13 protein-coding genes are annotated in these 17701 nt (G+C 51.3%); 8 read left to right on the top strand and 5 right to left on the bottom strand.

All coding sequences use genetic code 11. The annotated features are described in order from the left end of the window. Positions 1 to 9 precede the first annotated feature (9 nt). Both DXV75_RS00235 and DXV75_RS00230 read right to left on the bottom strand, forming a co-directional pair. Complete coding sequence (locus DXV75_RS00235) at positions 10 to 963, bottom strand: aldo/keto reductase (RefSeq protein ID WP_115591226.1); 954 nt, start codon at positions 961 to 963, stop codon at positions 10 to 12. 257 nt (positions 964 to 1220) lie between these two features. Then, positions 1221 to 1970, bottom strand: coding sequence for a GntR family transcriptional regulator (locus DXV75_RS00230; RefSeq protein ID WP_115591225.1), 750 nt, complete (start codon positions 1968 to 1970; stop codon positions 1221 to 1223). A gap of 216 nt (positions 1971 to 2186) precedes the next feature. Between DXV75_RS00230 and DXV75_RS00225 the strand changes: the two genes are divergently transcribed. The 3 genes from DXV75_RS00225 (at position 2187) to DXV75_RS00215 (ending at position 8736) form a co-directional block, all read left to right on the top strand. Next, complete coding sequence (locus DXV75_RS00225; protein ID WP_115591224.1) at positions 2187 to 4256, top strand: glycoside hydrolase family 31 protein; 2070 nt, start codon at positions 2187 to 2189, stop codon at positions 4254 to 4256. Positions 4257 to 4274: 18 nt separating this feature from the next. Then, positions 4275 to 6002, top strand: coding sequence for a solute:sodium symporter family transporter (locus DXV75_RS00220; protein WP_115591223.1), 1728 nt, complete (start codon positions 4275 to 4277; stop codon positions 6000 to 6002). 313 nt (positions 6003 to 6315) lie between these two features. Beyond that, positions 6316 to 8736 carry a TonB-dependent receptor gene (locus DXV75_RS00215; RefSeq protein WP_115591222.1) on the top strand — a complete coding sequence of 807 codons (2421 nt, stop codon included), beginning with the start codon at positions 6316 to 6318 and terminating at the stop codon, positions 8734 to 8736. Between the two features lie 156 nt (positions 8737 to 8892). On the opposite strand, the gene DXV75_RS00210 is transcribed toward DXV75_RS00215, so the two are convergent. Beyond that, the gene (locus DXV75_RS00210) at positions 8893 to 10059 is read right to left on the bottom strand and encodes a glycosyltransferase family protein (protein WP_115591221.1); all 1167 of its coding nucleotides are present in this window, start codon (positions 10057 to 10059) and stop codon (positions 8893 to 8895) included. A gap of 434 nt (positions 10060 to 10493) precedes the next feature. On the opposite strand from DXV75_RS00210, the gene DXV75_RS00205 reads away from it, so the two are divergent. After that, positions 10494 to 10781: a hypothetical protein gene (locus DXV75_RS00205; RefSeq protein ID WP_147291775.1), complete on the top strand. Its 288-nt coding sequence runs from the start codon at positions 10494 to 10496 to the stop codon at positions 10779 to 10781. 74 nt (positions 10782 to 10855) lie between these two features. Here DXV75_RS00205 and DXV75_RS00200 read toward each other — a convergent pair whose 3' ends face one another. After that, entirely contained in the window at positions 10856 to 12301 is a 1446-nt protein-coding gene (locus DXV75_RS00200) for a DUF3943 domain-containing protein (protein ID WP_115591219.1), read from the bottom strand. A 279-nt stretch (positions 12302 to 12580) separates the two neighbouring features. On the opposite strand from DXV75_RS00200, the gene DXV75_RS00195 reads away from it, so the two are divergent. From DXV75_RS00195 to DXV75_RS00180, 4 genes are read left to right on the top strand one after another with little or no spacing between them, the layout of a single operon-like run. Then, positions 12581 to 13708, top strand: a complete 1128-nt coding sequence (locus DXV75_RS00195) for an efflux RND transporter periplasmic adaptor subunit (protein ID WP_181898309.1) — start codon at positions 12581 to 12583, stop codon at positions 13706 to 13708. Next, on the top strand, positions 13705 to 14370 hold the full coding sequence (locus DXV75_RS00190) for an ABC transporter ATP-binding protein (RefSeq protein ID WP_115591217.1): 666 nt from the start codon (positions 13705 to 13707) through the stop codon (positions 14368 to 14370). Before DXV75_RS00195 ends, DXV75_RS00190 begins: the two co-directional genes overlap by 4 nt. Then, positions 14367 to 15569, top strand: a complete 1203-nt coding sequence (locus tag DXV75_RS00185; protein ID WP_115591216.1) for an ABC transporter permease — start codon at positions 14367 to 14369, stop codon at positions 15567 to 15569. The genes DXV75_RS00190 and DXV75_RS00185 overlap by 4 nt, the downstream gene beginning before the upstream one ends. Then, positions 15566 to 16762 carry an ABC transporter permease gene (locus tag DXV75_RS00180; protein WP_115591215.1) on the top strand — a complete coding sequence of 399 codons (1197 nt, stop codon included), beginning with the start codon at positions 15566 to 15568 and terminating at the stop codon, positions 16760 to 16762. The genes DXV75_RS00185 and DXV75_RS00180 overlap by 4 nt, the downstream gene beginning before the upstream one ends. Positions 16763 to 16777: 15 nt before the next feature. Here DXV75_RS00180 and DXV75_RS00175 read toward each other — a convergent pair whose 3' ends face one another. Continuing rightward, positions 16778 to 17683 carry a LysR family transcriptional regulator gene (locus DXV75_RS00175; protein ID WP_115591214.1) on the bottom strand — a complete coding sequence of 302 codons (906 nt, stop codon included), beginning with the start codon at positions 17681 to 17683 and terminating at the stop codon, positions 16778 to 16780. Between the last annotated feature and the right edge of the window lie 18 nt (positions 17684 to 17701).

The following is a 17701-nucleotide window of genomic DNA, read 5'->3' as shown; positions in this document are numbered from 1 at the left end:
AACTCACTCCTAGTCGTAAATGGGGTGGAAGCGACCAAAAGCAGCTTCACAGAATTGACCCGGATCATTGAACCGACGATTCACGTTTAAAGCTGAAATCGCCTGCATTTCACTGTCACTAAGGGAAAAATCAAACAACGCAAGATTTTCTTTCATGCGCTCAATTTTTGATGTCTTGGGAATAATGGCGTTTCCACGCTGAATACCCCAACGCAGCACAATTTGCGCCGGTGTTTTACCGTATGCCCGGGCTGCCGTTTTAACTGCATCCTGTTCAAGTACCGACTCTGCCTGGTCAGCCATTTCAAGCTCCAGATAAGACAGTGCCCCTAGCGGAGAAAACGCGGTTACATCAAGCCCATACTGTTTGGCCAGTCGGATTAGTCTCTCTTGCGTAAGGTAAGGGTGAGACTCAATTTGCAGCATAGCCGGTTTTATCCGTGCATAGCTCATCAAGTCATTGAGCAAGCCTGAGTTGTAGTTGCACACTCCGATTTTTCTGACCTTGCCACTTTCCGCCAGCCGCTCCATCGCTTCCCACGTTTTGTAGAGCGGAACTGCGGCCAATTCCATTTTCGGCTCGGTGGCGCCCGGATCGGCAATCCACTCTGGCGGGTAGCGGGTTTCAATCGGTACGAATTTTTGCGCGATCGGAAAATGGATGAGGTATAAATCCAGATAATCCAGCTGCAGATCCGACAAGGATTTATCAAGTGCAAGCTCTGCGTGTTCGGGGGCATGAAAGGTATTCCAAAGTTTCGATGTCACCCATAGTTCGTCCCTTGTACAAAGCCCGTCAGCAATGGCCCGACTAATGCCTTCGCCAACTTCCTTCTCGTTACCGTAATCGGCAGCACAATCCAAATGACGATATCCGGCTTTAATCGCTTCATAGGTGGTATCCGCACACTGTGCTTTGTCCACTTTCCAAAAGCCAAAACCTACTTCTGGTATTTTTTCCATCGCGTTATTTACCTTGGTAAATGAGTATTGAGAGCAGGCGTTAATAACACACCTATGTCTTATATAAGACACAAGTTATTACACACCAATAAGCATGTCAACAGAATGTTAACAACGTTATTACTTAGGGGCAGATAGCCTCCGTTAAATTGAATGGGGCGGGAATCTATGCACAGCGACTGGCTGTGTGATTGAGATAAGCAATTGTTTTTTTTGCTAAAAGAGAGAACGAAAAAGACCAGACTGGAATTGCAGGGTTAATCCAGTTCTACATGATAATGGTAGTGATCTGTACGGCATTTGCTTTCGCGATACTCTATGAGTTTGCCGTCAATGGATTCGGTGACACGGGTCACCAGCAACAGAGGCGCCCCCTTCTCAACACCCAAATTTTTGGCATCGGATTTTGACGCCAATACCGCTTTTAGACTATCCCGGGTTTTGAACACGGTTTGGTTGTAGTCGGTCTGATAGAAGTGATATAGCGTATGCGGGATATCCTCTCGTTTTTCAATGTCAGCGAACAGCTTCGCAGGCAGATAGATGGTCTCCACCATGCAAAATTCATTATTAAGAATACGTCGCCGCTTCAACCTGGCCACCTTGTCTTTGGCTGAGACAGACAGCGCCTGTTGCACAACATCAAGTGGCTCAACCAACTCTTTGCTGAGCAATTCGGCCTTTGGCAATTCAGCGCCTTTTCCATCGGCCTGAAGCGGGAAAAATCGATACAGCGCGTCTTGTGCTGTGCGCTCTGACACAAAGGTACCCACACCTTGCCTTCGGGCCACAATTTTAGTGTCTGAAAGTAACGTAAGCGCTTTTCTAACCGTACCCTGGCTAACGTTGAGCTCGTCAGCCAGTTTAAACTCACTGGGCAACATCTCGCCTGGCAGCCATCTGCGTTCAACAATCAACTGCTTAATATATTCAGCAACCTGTTGATAAAGAGGCTGAAAGGCCAGGCTTGGACCGCCAAGCTTGTGGTCAAATTGAGATGCTGACATATAACCTTAACCCAGTGTAAATCGGCAGAAAATTGTATCATACACAAGAGTTATAGCGCATTTTTGTTTTAAATCACATAGGCTTGAGTCTGTTAGCTGAATCATATCCGCTTTGACTAAACGCCTACTTACCCGTAAATTACCAATTGCTGATTGACACCATTGTTACATTTAATTAACTTATGTCTTATATAAGACATAGTGGATAATGTGCAGATGAGTGATGCGTTTAGTGTAATTGAACCAAACTGGAATGACATAAAAGCGGCTGAAATAAACTCCGAGCCCTTTCTGACTAGCTACAACGAACTGATTGTCCCTACCCAGTATGGTGATTTACGACTGTCTATCAGCAACTTTGGATTGCGCATTCAATCCGGAAATGGTGACTCATCCCTCTATGGCATGCTAGCTGCCGAACCTCATCTGGAAAGCTTGTATTACTCTGGAACCCAAAGCCACAGCACATTGGTAGGTGGTGAATATCGGGTAGAGCTTTATTCTTCCCCTCTGCATTTCAAGTTATATAAAAATGATGTGCTGATACAACAAAGTGCCACTGACGGGCATTTCGTCCGTCAACACCGCTTACCTCCGTTTGCCAAAACAGAAGCAGGCTGGCTGGTAAGCCTTGAGCTAGGCTATGATGAAGCGATTTATGGCCTGGGTGAAAAATGGGGCAAGCTTGACAAGCGCGGCCAGCTCTTGCGCTCGTACAATCATGATGCCCTCGGCGTCAACGCGGAAAAATCCTATAAAAACACGCCCTATGCCTGGAGCCCTAACGGCTGGAATATGTTCGTACACACGCCAGCCCCTGTAACACATGGCGTAGGTTACGCCCTTTGGTCACAGCGTGCGTATGTGTGTATGGTCGAAGATGACCTGCTAGATATGTTCATTTATCACGCCGACACCCCGGCAAAAGGCATTCTCACGTACAGTCAACTTACTGGGTTTGCCCCTGAACCTCCTACCTGGAGCCTGGGCGTTATTCTATCCAAAGCGTATTACAAAGATGCCGAAGAGCTGCTTGCCGTCGCCCGGGAAGTGCGCGAGAAGAAAATGCCTTGCGATGTTATTACTCTTGACGGGCGTGCCTGGCAGGACACCGATACGCGCTTTGCATTTGAGTGGGATCCTAAACGCTATGCAGATCCCAAACCGGTTATGGATGAATTAAAAACACTGGGTTTCAAGATTTGCGTATGGGAATACCCCATGATCTCGGTGAAAAACCCCTTGTTCCAAAAAGCTGCCGACAAAGGCTGGCTTATCAAGGACAAACGTACCGGTGAGCCCTATCGTTACGAATGGGACTTAAGTCCGTTTGGTGAGGTACTTACACCGCTGCCTGATTCCGGAATTTTGGATTTTACCCACCCTGAAGCGTTTGAATTCTGGCGAGAGTCTCATAAGCCGTTGTTCGATCTGGGCGTCGACATGATCAAAGCCGACTTTGGCGAGCAGTTGGAAGACGACAACATGCTGTCATACAGCGGCGATACCGGCCATCGATTACACAATGTGTACAGCATGCTTTATAACCGCTGTGTTTATGAGGCGGCTGAAAGATATTGTAAAACCGGGCCATTTTTATTTAGTCGCTCTGCATGGACAGGAAGCCAGCGTTATCCTTCCCAGTGGGGGGGAGACCCCCAGGCAGACTGGCATGGCCTGGCTGCAAGCATCCGCGGCAGTTTGTCGTGGGGAATGTCCGGCGGCCCCTTCTTTGCCACTGATATAGGCGGCTTCTACAAAGATACCCGTGATGCGGAACTGTATGTCAGGTGGGCACAAGCATCGGTATTCAGTGCGCATATGCGACTTCACGGCATTGGCCCCCGCGAGCCTTGGTCCTACGGAGAAGCCGCGTCGAACGCAGTCTTTGATGCGTTAAAACTGCGATACCGACTTATCCCTTATTTAGCAGCCACTGCGCGACAGGCTTCTGACACCGGTCTCCCCGTACAACGTGCTATGGCGCTGGCGCTTCCAGACGACCCCCTTGCCCATGCATTTGAGCACCAGTTTATGTGCGGCGACGATCTTCTGGTTGTTCCCTGTGTAGTGCCGGGAGGAAAAATAAAATATTACCTGCCGGAAGGTGAATGGGTTCGCTTTGGCAGCAATGAAATTCACCGCGGCGGTGAGTACAAAGAAGAAATACTGGCGCTCGACGAGATGGCTGTATTTATTCGAAAAGACATCCGTATTGCCCTAGGCCCAGAAGTACAGCATACCGATATGGATATGTCTAACCTCGCCTACTGGCCGGCCCAATAAGCCTCTAAGGAGCAGTACATGGATATCACCCTTACCCTATTGTCATGCGTGGCATTTATGGCACTGGTTGCCGTTATCTCCTACATGAAAACGAAGGGCGAAGTAAATACCCAGGACGGGTATTTCCTCGCCGGGCGAGGGCTCACCGGTACCTTTATTGCCGGTTCCATGATCCTTACCAATCTCTCTGCTGAACAGCTGATAGGCCTTAACGGGTCCGCATTTGGCTACAATCTCAGCGCCATGGCCTGGGAGGTCACTGCGGGTGTGTCCACCATTATTATGGCACTGGTTTTCCTTCCCCGTTACCTTGCAGGGGCGTTTTCCACGCTCCCTGAGTTCCTGCGCGATCGGTTTGACGACAGTGTGCGCCGCATGACAGTAGTACTCTTTATGGTGGGTTACTCGCTGGTTACCATTCCCTCAGTACTATACTCAGGCTCTATCGCGGTACTTCGACTCTTTGATGTGCCTGGGCTGCTGAATATCAGCTACGAAGCGAGTCTGGTGCTAACCATTGTCGTGGTTGGCACTGTCGGTGCCCTTTACGCCATTTTCGGCGGCCTGAAGGCGGTGGCGGTATCAGATACCATCAACGGCTTTGGCCTGCTCATTGTTGGTTTGCTTGTGCCCATTCTGGGTTTAATTGCATTGGGCGACGGCAGTTTAAGCCAGGGATTAACCACCATTGCAACCACCGAAACGGAGAAGCTCAACGCTATTGGTGGTTCCGATGACCCCGTGCCCTTTGGCACCATTTTTACCGGCATGATTCTGGCCAATCTGTTTTACTGGGGAACCAATCAGTATGTCATCCAGCGAACACTAGGGGCCAAGAACCTGGTAGAAGGCCAAAAAGGCGTACTCATTTCCGGTTACTTCAAAGTACTGGTCCCTTTCATGATGATGCTTCCTGGTGTTATTGCCTATCATCTTTACCAGGACGAAAATCTCCAAACCATCGACCTCGCATACCCGCATCTGGTTAACGATGTTTTACCGCAGTATATGTCGGGGTTCTTTTTAGCCGTGTTGTTGGGCGCGGTGTTCAGTTCATTCAACTCACTGCTTAACAGTGCGGCTACGTTGTTCTGCCTGGATGTGTATAAACCGCTGAAAAAAAACAAAGTAAGTGATGAAAAATTAATACGAGTGGCAAAAATAACCAGCCTTATTATTGCTGTGTTGTCGTTTATCACCGCACCACTGCTTATGTTTGCTCCGGAAGGCCTGTGGCAAATCATCCGGGTATTTACCGGCTTTTACAACATCCCCGTTATTACCATCGTGCTGGTTGGTCTGTTCACCAAGCGGGTACCCGCATTTGCGGCAAAGGTCGCTATTATCTTTCATGTTATCGCCTATGGCTTTCTCAAGTTCATTTGGGAAGTCGAACTCAACTTCATTCACATATACGCCATTTTGTTTGCCATCGAACTGGCCATCATGCTCACCATTGGCCATTTCCGCCCACTAACAAAGCCATGGCATTTCACCCCAAAAGCAGAAGTGAATATGACACCGTGGCGTTACGCTATTCCCTGCGCAATCGTACTTATGGGTCTTATGACTTCACTTTACCTCCTGTTCTCGCCCATCGGTTTCGTTGGCGGATTAAGCCGTTCCTTTTTCCCTTGCCTCATCGCGCTCTGGGCAACGTGCCTTATCGCCATTGGCTTCAGCCAAAAATGGTGGAGGGTACGATATGAACGAGGTTTAAAGCGCTTTGCTGCGAACTTACTCTGAATCGAATTTTCAACTGGATGTAAGTCCCTATCCGCTTGCCAAGTTATTATGAAACAAAAACAAACAAAAAAATTAACAGCATATTTGCAATAACATTAACAATTGGTTAACCTGCCAATGTCTTATATAAGACATTAGACAAAAGACACTTGTTACACTTAAGACTGTTTTATAAATTGCTGATTGCGTAGTTCTGTACCCTAACCCTACGTCAATACAATAAAAATCAATCGCTTGATGTTAACGATCTGCCAATAAGCTACTTCTGGGTGTCGTTGGCCAAAAGCGTGAAAAGCGAAACTTGGAGAACATAATGAATACAAGAAGGTCGATGGTTAATCGGGCTGTTACGCTCGCAATGACATCTGGATTGCTCGTAAGCGCACACGGTTTTGCTCAAGAGGCAGAGCAAGTTGAGGCAAAAGAGAATGAAAAATCGTTTGAGCAAATTATAGTTACTTCTCAAAAGCGCGTACAAAGCATTAGCGATGTACCACTCGCGGTTTCCGTTCTTCGTGGTGATCAGATTGATGCGGCCTTCGCCAACAACGTTGAAAATCTTCAAGCCCTTGTCCCCTCAGTAAGTTTCAGAAAAGGAACGACCACACGAAACTCGGCACTTACCGTGCGTGGTATCGGTACCATTTCATTCAGTATTGCGGCCGAACCCAGTGTCGCCACTGTGGTTGATGGTGTCGTAATGGGGCGTTCTGGTCAGGCGTTTGCCGATCTTTACGACGTTAACCGCATTGAGGTACTGCGTGGGCCGCAGGGTACGCTTTTTGGTAAAAACGCCTCAGCGGGTGTGGTAAACATCACCACCAAAGACCCATCCCAGGATCTTACCGGCAGCCTGTCGACCGAGTTCTACCAGGACAACGAATACCGCTTAAAAGGCACCGTCAGTGGCGGGTTGACTGATGAACTTTCAGCCAGCCTGACGGTGTTCCAGGGTAAGTTTGACGGCTACATCGACAATGTCTACAACAACGAAAAAGTGAACGGTTACGATCGTGAAGGGGCGCGGGCCGTGGTACTGTATGAACCTTCCGACGACCTTTCCGTCAAGTTCATCAGTGAATTCTACCGTGCCAATGATGACTGTTGCGCCGACCTGGAAGGCCTGCCAAGCGGCAGAAACCCTGATTCCAGCGCCGCTCCAGACAGCAATGGTATTGTTGACGGTGTAGCAGATATTGACCTGGAGCAGCGCCGCATAGATCACGATTTTGAATCGCGCACCATTGATGATCACTCCGCATTCTCTGTGCAGGTAGACAAGACCATAGGCGACTTCACCTATACTTCAATTACCGCACAACGCTCCTGGGAAAACATAGAGTACCGGGAAGGTGATTTTACCTCGATAGCGGGCGACAGCAATGAACCTGTATTTGGTGCCCCCTTTCTCCTTCACGATGTTGGTCCTCAGGAATGGAGCCAGTTTTCACAGGAGTTTCGCGTAGCTTCCAACATGTCCGGCCCATTCAATTTCCTGGCTGGCGTGTTTTATTGGAACATGGATTCAGAACGTAACTTTACTCGTGATGCCAGCTGTCAGAACAACGCTGGGCAGCTGGATCAGGCTCTGACATTCTATGCCGAAAATAATCTCTCGGGAGACGCGTTAGCAACCGCGCTGTCGGACCTCGACGCTTATGCCGATTCTCTTGGGGTAAGCTGTAACGCCAACGACATAGTCTCAGCCACTGCATACATGAGCACCGAGTTTAACAACTGGGCGGTTTTTGGTGATGGTACCTATGACATCACCGAAGACATGCGTCTGATTTTCGGTCTGCGTTACACCGACGACGAGGTCTCGTACACGCACCGTCGGGTCAATAATGATGAATACGGCCGCCGTGGTGTGGGTGTGCGCCCTGCAACGGAAGACACCGATGCCCGGGGAAGTGTAAGTGAAACCAACCTCTCCGGCCGCGTCGGTATCCAGGTTGATATCGCCGACCATCAGATGATTTATGGTACTTATTCTCAAGGCTATAAAGGCCCGGGCTTTAACGTTTACTACAACTTTAATCCCGCAAACGACGGCAGAACTATCGGTGCTGAAACGTCTGATGCATTCGAGCTTGGCTACAAGTATGCAGGTCGTGACCTGCTGTTAAATCTGGCTGTATTCACCACCGATATCGAAGGTTTTCAGGCAAACAATTTTGACTGCTCGGACGGTACCTGTATTACCCGATTGACCAATGCCGGTGATGTTACCACCCAAGGTGTCGAAGTTGATCTCATGTGGAATGCGACAGACAACCTGACGCTCTACGGTGGTGCCGCCTACACTAAAGCTGAGATTGATAAATTTAACTGCCCGGTAGAAGTGGCGGCCGGCTCCTGTACCGATCGTTCAGGTCTCGATGTGCCTTTCTCCCCAGACCTGAAATTCTCACTGTCGGCTGAATACCTGATGGAAACCCAGTCAGGCTTTGACGTCTTCTATAATGCGTCTTACATTTATACCGACGAGCAATATTCCGATCTTCCGGGCAATACAGGCGGCTTTAACCCTGCCTCACTGTTGCCGGCTTACAATATGCTTAATGCCAGTGTTGGTCTGTCGTTCAAAGACGATGCCTTCCGCGTTTCACTCATTGCGAAAAACCTGCTTGACGACAGTTATGCCACTACGTACAGCGGTGATAACTTCCGTTATCAAATCCCTCGTGATGCAGATCGCTATTTTGGCGTCGCATTCAAGGCACAGTTCTAACTCTGTCAAAAGCAGGGGGGGTGGAAAGGGGCGCGACAGCGCCCTTTTTTTATCTGGTATGCCCGGTCGTGAATAGGATTGAAACCATTTAAACCCAACCTGATAAAGTCAGTCAGTGATGGAGTGTGGCGATAAATTTACCCGCAGAAAAACATCTCAAGGCAGTCTAATATCCGCGTATCCCATCAACTGACTCCGCGAATATACGATGGCTTTCCAGTGTTGCTGGAAATTTTCTGCCGAAAAGTAATCAATCAGTTCTTGCTGATGACCAAACAGCGGCTCCGGCTTTTTCCTGTTTTTGATATCAACAATGGCCTGAGCAATATTATCTTCGCTCAGGGTTTCAACAGAATATCCGATGCCATAGTTGTCTTTCATGTACCTGAACCAGTGATAATTCGGCACCAGTACCGGCGTTCGGGTTTTGATAGCCCTCAGAACAATGCCCGACGGGCTATAGTGGTGGGTGTAGGGTGTACACACCAGATTACAGCAATGGGTGATGTCCATCAGTTCCTGATCGCTGAGAAACCGATTGATAACAAGCAGCTTTCGGCTTTGCTCTGCAGGAAGGGTTGCGATGTAATCCAGGATGTCCGGTGAAATTCTTCCGGCCAGAACCAGTCGAATTTTCTCCCCTGGTGGAATTTGAATCACAGACTTGATAAGAGTAAGCGTGTTTTTACGCGGGTGGCTGTTCAATGCTCCGCACATCAACACATTGAAGTCGCCCTTCTCAAGTCCGAAATGTTTTAAGGCATCCGCTTTTTCGGCCGGTGTATTAGTGTCGATGGGATCGGGAATAAGCGAAAACTTGTTTCGGATGAACCGGCCAAAAAGCCCGTTGCTGTTATAGGAAGCATTATCGATAGTGCTCAATTTGCCTTTTCTGTGCATACAGAGCAAGCCAGCCTTGACCAGATTTTCGAGCACGGATTTATTGTTTATCAACGCCGGGCTCAACATCAAAAAATGATAATCAAAACGCGCCTTTACATTAAACAACGGCCACAAAAACGCAGCCGAGCACCCGGTTGGGGCGATAACCTTTTTGATTGCATACCCTTGCGTACACTTCAGCAGAACCCGGCATTCGTGAAAACTCTGAATAAAGCTATTGGCGCTGAACTTTCTCTCATACTGAATGACCTTGCCTACGCAGGCAGTTATGCGGTTGAATTCCTCGTTAACCGCGGGCGTGAGCACCAGCAGGGACTCCGTGGGTTCCAGAGCCCTAATCACCTTATCCAGATAGGTGAGGTGGTGCCCGGTTACGGAGGGCAAATAAATACACAAATAACCGCCATCTGTATGACGCATAAAAAACAAACACCTATACGTTTTAGTCTGCTCATTCACTCGAGCGAATAGCGCAGTATAGGGTTAACGCTGTATATTTTCTATACTCACAACTGATGCACACGAAGGTTCTTCGAAGGAGGGTAGAAGCATTGCTTTGTGTTTCCCCTTTTGACCCGGTAATCATGGCACCGCATGGTTCATTGTACTCAACCCACCCAAAGTTGGGTCGCCTAATGCTAATTATTTTAGTCCGGCTCGTTTCGAATAAATTTGTGCGTTCGAACCATCCTCACCATTAACCAGCTTCCCTGACAGACTGGTTAGCCTTTGAAACATAACGTAATATGATCGAAATTTTCTGCTTCTTCAGGCTAAGAGATTACTCTCGACCGAATGCTTCAAGCGGAAAAAGTGAACAGGTCAATACAATTCAAACTTATCAAGGAGGTACAGTGATGGTATACCTGACGTTTCTGATATTCGGTTTGATATTGGGTTTTGTTGAAGCTTTGGTTTATCGCAAGGTGCATTACTTCGTGGATGCCGGTACCATTCTGCGCGAGAAATTCGCCAAAAAAGTCGTCATCTCGCTGGGCTTTTTTCTGGTCTGTGCCTATGCCATATTTGTCGATGGGAATCTGCTTCCCTTGTACGTCATCGCTATTGTCTTCACCGCATCCATGGCTGGAATAGTGATCTACCTGATGTATGAAGACAATAAGAGGCAGCACAGCGAATAACCAGCCCCCACTCAGCAGAAGGCTGTCTGTTGTCCTCAACAGCAATTCGCTGGTAGTGCAGGCATACTACAGCCCTAATACCACTCCCCTTTGCCAAAACGGTAAATCATCATGAGGTTGAGCAGGCTGTCGGTGGAATCGAAACGCGTGCTGTGGTAGGCGCGCCAGTCCGCCTGCCAGGCCCACTTGTCAGTAATTTTGCCATAAAGCCCGACACCTGCATGCACCACAAACACATCCAGATCCCGGTCCTGATCGCGCAGCTGCTGGCCAAAACCCAACGCCAGATACGGCCGCAGATTTCCCTCGGTGTTGAAGTAATACTGGCCGTTGAGGCTGTAGTTTTCATACGGAATACGCTCGTCTGAGCCGGTTGCCTCCGGGTACCCCCGGGAAAAGGCCAGGTGCGCAGAAAAGCGCCGACTGAAATGCAGGCCAATTTCCATACTACCTGTGACATCGTTATCCAGCCCCCACAAGTCGTCCAGAAGCACATGCCCAACGCCCAGGCCCACGCTGATCATGCTGTAATCCACCGGATCATGGGTAAGTGAAGTGTAATCCGGCACTGTAAAACCTGCCTCGGTGTCGGCGCTGCCATCTCCCAGCAAAAACGACATGCCCAGCACAAGTTGATTTTCGGTATCGCCCATACTGTTAACTGCAACTTCGCGCACATTAATGTAGCCAGTACCAGCCTTTACAATCTGGCGGTTGAACAGCCGGTTCATTCCCCGGCCCAGGCTGTCGACCGGATCAAGCAAAAACAATGCGGTGCTGCCCCATCCTTTTGAGCCCCAAAGCTCACCACCGTTCGCCCGGATGTCCATCTCGGTTCGGTACATCCATTCTCCCCACAGCCAGCCACCCACAGGTGTCGCTACCAAATCCTGTAGCGAGGGGCGCTCGGCAAACGCCTCAACACCATACTCCCAGTAAAAGGTCGACATTAGTGCGGCGTACACAAACGAATCCCATTGCCGGTAGCCGGATTTTCTCGCCACCTGATAATAGACGCCGCCAAAATAGGGGTGACCGATGTAATTGATATACCAGACGTCTCGGTCCCAAACCGCTACTTCCTTAACGTTTTCAGACCATTTGCCCAGCACCTCGCCGTTTTTGTCCCAGTTAGTAAAATCTTCCGGCATGGCATACAGCACCGCAATTACACCCAGCCCATACCCGAACATGGATTTGGTCTGTGACCACAAACGGTCGCCGTTTTCACCATGATCCTGGCTGAACAGTGATACCCGATACGGATTCGCGAAATAGTCCGCATCCAGCACGCTGGCTTCAATGGTCGTATTGGTGACCAGTGGGCGTTCAATTGCGGTTTGTTCCTCACAACCAACCTCACAGCTTGTCTCTTCACTTCGAGCCTGGATACTGGTAATGCATGCTCCTATGGTGAGTAAAAGCAGGCCTAGCCTGGCTGAATGGAAATAAACCCGGGTTTTAGCTGATTTTTGCTGACAGAGATAAAAGGAGAAATAGCTGGAAAAAGGTAGTTTCACTCAATCGTTCCCTCACATGAAAGCCATGTTGGCAGAGTACTCCTCTAAGGTTGGTGGCCGGTTACTGCATTCGGACTCCCACCGGGACGTAAGCGGGTACAGAACAAATTCTTGACCTATGCTGGTTTAAACATAGTCGAGAAAGGCTGCTAAGCAACATAAAGCTCTGGCAGCTTTAAAAATTTCGACCAATGGGCGTTTCCTTGCGCTGCATCAGTCCAATCCCCATGCAAATTTGCCATACTGGGATTTAAGGATGTGAGCGGAATGGATGGTGACATGAAGAAATTATTTTTGGTGCTGGTAATTGCGGGAATTGCATTGGCAATTTGGCTTTACTCTCGCCAGCAACCGCTGGTTGTAACCACCGAGACCGTCGGGCCTCAACGGGTTGCCCAAGCAGTCACCAATACCCGCTCCGGCTCGGTACAATCCTGCCGCCGGGCCAAACTGTCGGTGCCCGTCGGCGGCCAAATTGCCACCATTCCGGTGTCGGAAGGGGATACGGTCAGCGAAGGCACCGTATTGCTGAGCCTGTTCAACGATGACATACAGGCACAATTACGCCAGGCCCAGGCTTCGTTGCAGTCTGCCAAGCTCAATCAGCAGCGGGCCTGCGTTATTGCCGACACGGATCAACGCGAAGCTACCCGCCTTAAAACCCTGTTTAGCAGAAAGCTGGTCAGTGACGAGCAACTCGATGTCAGCGTGTCACGTGCCAAGGCCAGTGCTCTTGCCTGTCTAATCAGCCAGGCCGACACCCGGCAGGTCGAAGCGCAGGTAGAACTGTTTGAGGCGCAGCTGAGCAAAACCCGACTGATTGCCCCATTTGACGGCACTATAGCCGAAATTAACGGCGAGATTGGCGAATTTGCCACACCTTCCCCACCGGGGATCCCAACCCTGCCGAATGTTGATCTGATTGACAATCACTGCTTCTACGTGAGCGCTCCCATCGATGAAGTGGATGCCGGTTTACTCAAACTGGGGCAACCGGTGGACATTCACATTGATGCCTATCGGGATCACCCGTTCAAGGGGCTGGTAAGGCGCATTGCGCCCTATGTATTTGCGCAGGAGAAGCGGGCCCGTACTGTTGAGGTAGAGGTAGAGTTTGCCGAAGTCAACGAACCGCTGCTGGTCGGCTACAGCGCCGATGTGACTATAGAGATTGCCGCCCGCGATCAGGCTCTGGCCATTCCAACCCAGGCCATTTTTGACGATAACCAAGTCTGGGTACTTGTTGACAGCCAGTTACAACAACGCAGCCTTCAAACCGGATTGAGCAACTGGCATATCACCGAAGTGCTGCAAGGGCTGAAAGCCGGGGAACAGATTGTCATCTCTGCCAATGGTGCCACTCTTGAGCCCGGTATGAGCGCCCAATCCCAGCAGGCCAAACCGTGATCAAACTGCAGAGAGTCAACAAGTATTACCCGTCAGGGGCGGGCCGCCTTCATGTGCTTAAAGACATTGACCTGACAATAGAGCAAGGAGACTACCTGAGTATTATGGGGCCATCCGGCTCCGGCAAATCGACTTTGCTCAACATGCTCGGCCTGCTGGATACCATCGACGAAGGGGAATACACCCTCGAAGGGCACCCAACCCGGGCGTTGGGTGAAGAACAGCGAGCGGAACTGCGGGCTCGCTACATTGGCTTTATTTTTCAGTCCTTCCAACTCATTGACAGGCTGACGGCGTTTGAAAATGTGGCACTGCCACTGATACTGGCCGAAGTGCCCACCCGTGAGCGGCGGCAGCGGGTCAATCGACTGCTCGAACAGGTGGGTCTGGCGCATCGGGCCGAGCACCGCCCCCCCCAGCTATCAGGCGGACAGCTGCAGCGCGTGGCGATTGCCAGGGCGCTGGTGATGCAACCCACTTTGATTCTTGCCGACGAACCCACCGGGAATCTCGATCAGCAGTCCGGCAATGACATTGTGCACCTGCTTGAAGCCCTGAACAAAGAAGGCATCACACTCATTGTGGTCACCCACGATAACGCAGTTGGCGAGCGGGCTCAGCGCCGTATCCGTATGGTGGACGGAGTCATCAGCCAGCTATGAAAATCCGCGACCTTATTAGCTTCAACAGCCAGTTGTTCGCCCGTCATCGCTGGCGTACCGGCGTGCTGACGTTTTGCATTGCTCTGGGCGTTCTGGCCGTGGTGGTGCTGGTGAGCCTGGGGGAGAGCGCACGGCGTTATGTCGAACAGGAGTTTGCCATGCTGGGCAGCAATCTGCTGATTGTGCTGCCGGGCAAAAAGCAAACCAGCGGAGGGGCGATTCCTTTTTACGGCAGCACCAACCGGGATCTCACCCTGGAAGATGCCAGGCGCATCGCCGAGCTCCCCGAAGTGGTGCGAGTGGCGCCCATTATAGCCGGTAGCGCCCGGGCCAGCCGCCAAAGCCTTTCACGTGATGCAATGGTGATTGGCTCCACCAACGACTTTGTGCATGCCCGTAAACTGCAATTTGGCAGTGGCACCGGCTTGCCCGCTGACGCAGACCGGGTCTACCGTCAGGATGCCATTCTCGGGGCCCGTCTGGCACAGGAACTGTTTGCCCGCCAGAACCCATTGGGGGAAATGATTACACTGGACGGATACCGCTTTCGGGTAGTCGGGGTGCTTGCTGACCAGGGGGAATCACTGGGGCTGGATCTGAGTAACATCATACTGATCCCGGTAAAAGCCAGTGAAGCGGTGTTCAATACCCAGGCGCTGTTCCGCCTGCTGATCGACATCAGTTCGGTCACCGACGAACAGGCTGTCATCGACCGTATTTACGCCCTGATCAAAAAACGCCATCAGGGTGAGGAAGACATCACCATCATCACCCAGCAGGCCGTTATGAGTGCCTTCAACAACATTATGTATACCCTTACTGGGGTAGTGGGTTTGCTGGCTGCCATCAGCCTGCTGGTGGCCGGGATCCTAATCATGAATCTGAGCCTGGTTTCGGTTCAGCAGCGCCGACAGGAAATTGGTTTGCTCAAGGCCATCGGCGCAAGCCGCAGGCTCATCACCCGACTGTTTGTCACAGAATCACTCATGCTGGTCATAGCAGCCAGTGTGATTGGCCTCGCGCTGGCGCAATTTCTCATCTCGACTCTGGCCCTTCTGGTTCCCGCGGTACCCATTTATGCCCCACTGTGGGCACATGGAGCCGCGTTTTTGGTCGCAGTAATGACTTCCATGACGTTCAGCTATTTGCCCGCCCGCCAGGCTGCCAACGTAGCCCCCATTGAGGTGTTACAAGGATGACCGCCCTCGACGCTCTGAAATGGATCAAAACCTCGGTACTGGCCGGGCGCAGCCGGAATCTGCTGACCATGCTGGGCTTTGCCGTGGGGGTAAGTGCTGTTACCGTGCTCGCCGCTATGGGAGAGAGCGTCAAACAGTTTGTACTGGCCGAATTTACCCAGTTTGGCAGTCACATTGTGGCAGTTTCTCCGGGCAGCGAACAAACACTGGGGGTTGGCGGCATTCTTCGCACCAATCGCGGTATTAGTCTGGACGACGCGTCCAGCCTGCAATTCCTGCCGGGGGTGGAAGGCGTGGTGCCGGTGATAGCCGGAACCGGTGAAGTTCGCCATCAGGGGCTGACCCGCGCCACCGATGTCATTGGCGTGAGCGCCAGTGCCATTGAAGCCTGGCAACTCAGTATGGCCCAGGGCGGTTTTCTGCCTGCAGACGACATGCTGCACCCGCGGGCCTATGCGGTGATTGGCAACAAACTGTATCTGGCACTGTTTGGCAGTTCTCCGGCTCTGGGAAGCTACATTCACGTTGCTGGCAGCCGCTTTCTGGTGGTGGGGGTGCTCGCTCCCAAAGGCCAGTTTCTGGGCATGGATCTGGACGAAATGGTGTATATCCCGGCTGCCCGTGCCATGAGCCTGTTCAATCGCGAATCGCTGATGGAAGTGGATGTGGTGTACCAGCCGCATTTGCGCTCCGAACAAATGGCCCAGCGCATCCGCAGCCACCTCATCCACCGCCATGGTGATGAGGATTTTACCATTGTTACCCAGGACCAAATGCTTGCCACCTTGGATGCGATCCTGAATGTGGTTCGCCTGGCGGGTATTGGTATTGGTGCCATTTCGCTGCTGGTGGGCTCGGTGGGCATTTACAGCATACTCACCATTACTCTGGCACAGCGGCGCAATGAGGTGGGTTTATTGCGGGCACTGGGTATCACTCGTTCTTCACTGGTCAGGCTGTTTTTGGGCGAAGCGGTACTGCTGGCGCTGATGGGCGGCGGTGTTGGGCTGATGCTGGTGGTTGGCGTGCAGGTCGTTGTTTGGTTCGCTTTGCCTGCATTGCCCGCAGTATTTACACCAGCCAGCGCGGCACTGGGCATCGGCGTGTCGGTGCTGGTTGGACTGATAGCCGGCGGTTACCCGGCTTACCGGGCCGCCAGCATGCCGCCGGTGCTGGCATTGCGGGCCGAATAAATTCCGGCCTTAACGTCAGCGCTGAAAGGACAGCGCATTAAGGTTGGCGAAAGCGCTGATCACATCTTTGGCGAAGGCGATTCTGGGGTGGCGCAAGGCACCTTTCTTCCACACCAGATAAATGTCATTTTGCGGCCCGGTTGGCCCGAGCTGAATAAGCTCACCGCGCTCAATGCCCTCTTTGCACAAATAATCCGGCAGTACCGAGTAACCAATTCCGGCCCGCACAATGCTACTTAATGTACGAATGTCCGGGCACATGGCGGCAATGGGTGACTGACAGGATGCACTGAATACTGCATTAAAATACGTTCGCACCAGCGGTAGCTGCTCATCGTACGCCACTACCTTGTACTGATTCAGCACTTCTGCGGTGATCTGCCGTTCAGCCAGCGCCCGCCCCTGTATGCGGTTCATCACCAGTAACAAGCGCTCCTTGTCCAGGTGCTGGTATTCGTACATGCGCACATCCGGGACGGATGCGGTGATCGCCAGCTCTGCCACATCCTGCTCCAGATACTGATAAATCTGGCGCTTACTGCCGGTGTGTACCACCAGATTGATCTGATCCGCCTGCAACAGGTTGGCCAGTTGCGGGCCCGCCACCAGACTCAGATACTCGGCAGGGCCCGCAAGGTGCAGCACACCATGCAGGGTTGACGCGCGGCTGCGGATGGATGCCACCTTCTGCTCCAGAATGTCAATATGCGAAGACACCTGCAGAGCCAGGTCGTCCGCTACCGGGGTCGGTTCCACCCCTCGGGGCTTGCGCACAAATAATGGCTTGCCGACGATGGCTTCCATGGTCTGTATGTGCGACGTTACCGCCGGTTGCGACATATTGAGGTTGGTTGCAGCGCGGGTAATGTTGCCACTACGGTACACCTCAACAAAGGTTTTAAGCTGGGTAAGATAGGACATTTCAATTCATCCATCAGA

Source organism: Alteromonas aestuariivivens (assembly GCF_003367475.1).
GTDB classification, from domain to species: Bacteria; Pseudomonadota; Gammaproteobacteria; order Enterobacterales; family Alteromonadaceae; genus Alteromonas; species Alteromonas aestuariivivens.
This window is presented reverse-complemented; position numbering and strand designations above follow the sequence as displayed.

Coding starts and splice junctions, on each gene's coding strand:
- DXV75_RS00235 (WP_115591226.1), bottom strand. CDS start 963: ATGGAAAAAATACCAGAAGTAGGTTTTGGCTTTTGGAAAGTGGACAAA.
- DXV75_RS00230 (WP_115591225.1), bottom strand. CDS start 1,970: ATGTCAGCATCTCAATTTGACCACAAGCTTGGCGGTCCAAGCCTGGCC.
- DXV75_RS00225 (WP_115591224.1), top strand. CDS start 2,187: ATGAGTGATGCGTTTAGTGTAATTGAACCAAACTGGAATGACATAAAA.
- DXV75_RS00220 (WP_115591223.1), top strand. CDS start 4,275: ATGGATATCACCCTTACCCTATTGTCATGCGTGGCATTTATGGCACTG.
- DXV75_RS00215 (WP_115591222.1), top strand. CDS start 6,316: ATGAATACAAGAAGGTCGATGGTTAATCGGGCTGTTACGCTCGCAATG.
- DXV75_RS00210 (WP_115591221.1), bottom strand. CDS start 10,059: ATGCGTCATACAGATGGCGGTTATTTGTGTATTTATTTGCCCTCCGTA.
- DXV75_RS00195 (WP_181898309.1), top strand. CDS start 12,581: ATGAAGAAATTATTTTTGGTGCTGGTAATTGCGGGAATTGCATTGGCA.
- DXV75_RS00185 (WP_115591216.1), top strand. CDS start 14,367: ATGAAAATCCGCGACCTTATTAGCTTCAACAGCCAGTTGTTCGCCCGT.
- DXV75_RS00180 (WP_115591215.1), top strand. CDS start 15,566: ATGACCGCCCTCGACGCTCTGAAATGGATCAAAACCTCGGTACTGGCC.
- DXV75_RS00175 (WP_115591214.1), bottom strand. CDS start 17,683: ATGTCCTATCTTACCCAGCTTAAAACCTTTGTTGAGGTGTACCGTAGT.